The organism is Alicyclobacillus sp. SP_1 (genome assembly GCF_024706985.1).
Lineage (GTDB): Bacteria > Bacillota > Bacilli > Alicyclobacillales > Alicyclobacillaceae > Alicyclobacillus_I.
Genome location: NZ_JAMCCX010000089.1, coordinates 1 through 2027, shown reverse-complemented (window position 1 = coordinate 2027; position 2027 = coordinate 1). Strand labels below are relative to the sequence as shown.

General features: G+C 51.2%; 1 protein-coding gene and 1 pseudogene. One reads left to right on the top strand and one right to left on the bottom strand.

Annotated elements, in window-relative coordinates:
• A pseudogene (locus M4I36_RS15500) lies at positions 1–335 on the bottom strand (hypothetical protein); the annotation flags it as partial.
• A 283-nt stretch (positions 336–618) separates the two neighbouring features.
• Here M4I36_RS15500 and M4I36_RS15495 point away from each other — a divergent pair.
• Positions 619–1956, top strand: a complete 1338-nt coding sequence (locus M4I36_RS15495; protein WP_258112666.1) for an outer membrane protein assembly factor BamB family protein — start codon at positions 619–621, stop codon at positions 1954–1956.
• Positions 1957–2027: the final 71 nt, after the last annotated feature.

Genomic DNA, 2027 nt, shown 5'->3' with positions numbered 1-2027 from the left:
ATCAGTTGGGCAGAAGAGACACCTTGACTCTCCGCGATTTGCGCCAACGTTTTCCCAGACTTCAAGTCCGTCTGCAGAGTAGATGGACTGAGGTTCAAATCCTTAGCCACACCCTGCATCCCCACCCCCATGGGGCCCATGCCCCAATGCGGTGCAAAGGGATGAGATGCCTGAGTCTGAGTGCCCGCAGAGGACTGCATGCTCCCCGCCACCATGGGCTCTTTTGCCGAGGATGATGCGGTATGTCCAGCATTCGTAGCAGCCAGCACCATCGAGGTTCCCAGACCCATCGTAGCCACTACAGCGGCAGAACCTATGAGAGTCTTCTTAGACATCCTAATCTCCATCTCTTGCGTATCCTCCATTCAAATGGTGCGTCCTGGACGACTACGGTTGATTGACGTGAAACCAAACGTCTTATCTACCACCCCGCTTCCGCCAACACAGTATGGACCGCATTGGTTGAAATCCCATTGAATAAACCCACCGCGAACCGAGAAGCAAGTGGACAGTGCTCCTCCCAAACCCAGTGCTAATCAGCCTGCATATTGCATGGCACGGAGGGAACGGTATACCGAACGCCGAGCCGCGAATTTGCGAAGTGTGAGGTGTTGCATAGTGTCCATAAGGCGAAGCAAAGAGTCGTTTTTTTCATCTGGAGGTAAGACGAGAAAATCCAGAATTGTGGGCTTGGTTCTTTTGGCAGTTCTCGTTGCACTGATTGTCCTCTTTCTCATGGTGCGCAGTGTCATCTTGGCCGCTATGCTCTCCAACTATTATCCACAGCATTGGATTCAATATGGTCTCACGCGGAGTCATGCTGCAAGTTGGTTTCGGACCAGCCTAAATTACCGTTGGACGTATCCTCTCAAGAGCATGAGTCATGGTGGCGGAGCCATCGTGAATGGGTCGTATTTCATCGGCGATGACAGTGGACGAGTAACTTCCATGGACATGGCCACAGGTCGCTCCAATTGGGTCACTCATGTTGCCAGCAACAATATTATGACCGTACCACTCGTCTTTCAGGGAAAGGTATATGTTGGGGTAGGAAATCACAACTTTAAACCAGGAGACACCGTAAGAGGGACTGGCGTGAATGAAATCGTCGCGCTGTCTCAAAAAACCGGCCGCATTCTCTGGACTTTCCCTACGCCGGGCGAAGACATGCCCACCTTTGTCCTTCATCGCAAGGTACTGTATGCGCTTGGAGGCGACGGAGTTTTTAGGGCTCTCAATCCGGTAAATGGGCAGCTACTCTGGAGTTTGAAGCTCGGCGGCGTGTGCAGTATGTCCTCTCCAGTCGTCGTCAATGATCTCTTTTTTGCGGGTATGTCAAATCCTTATCGGACCGTTGCAGTCAATACCAAAACGCATGGCCTTGCATTCCAAACGCCATTCCCGAAGGCCTCCGCGGCAGTGGATGACGCTTCCATCGCCTACGGAGGAGGAATGGTCTATCAACAGTGGGTCGAACAAAAACCGGGATCTCCAACCTATCGCCGTCAGGCGATGAGTGCTATCAACATTCACAATGGCCAAGTTCTATGGACCTACTATGAGCCATACGGAACGAAACTAACGTCTGAGGAGTACGAGGCAGCTCCGCCTGTATTCAATAATGGAGTATTGTACTTTGGAAGTTCTTATCAAAAGATGCTTCACGCGGTGGATGTTCCCACGGGTCGTCCGCTATGGACCTTGCCTCTCAAGGCTGCGGCGAATGAGACACCCGTCGTTACCGACAATGCCGTCGTGATAGGAGACATTCAAGGAAATCTCTATGTGGTAGACAAACTGAATGGAAAGGTCATGTCATTACAGTCGTATCCTGGTCAGATGTTTTTGAACGCCGAAGCGGTCTTTTGTAACGGCGTGTTCTACGCTCCCATGAGTTCCGTTGGACAAGGCACCGCGAACCAAAGTTTCGTTCGCGCAACACCTATTTCAAATTAGGGGGTGCTGAATGAATCAGGCGACTTCCCCTGCAAAGCCTAAATCAGTCCCAATAAGCTCCATAAATATGA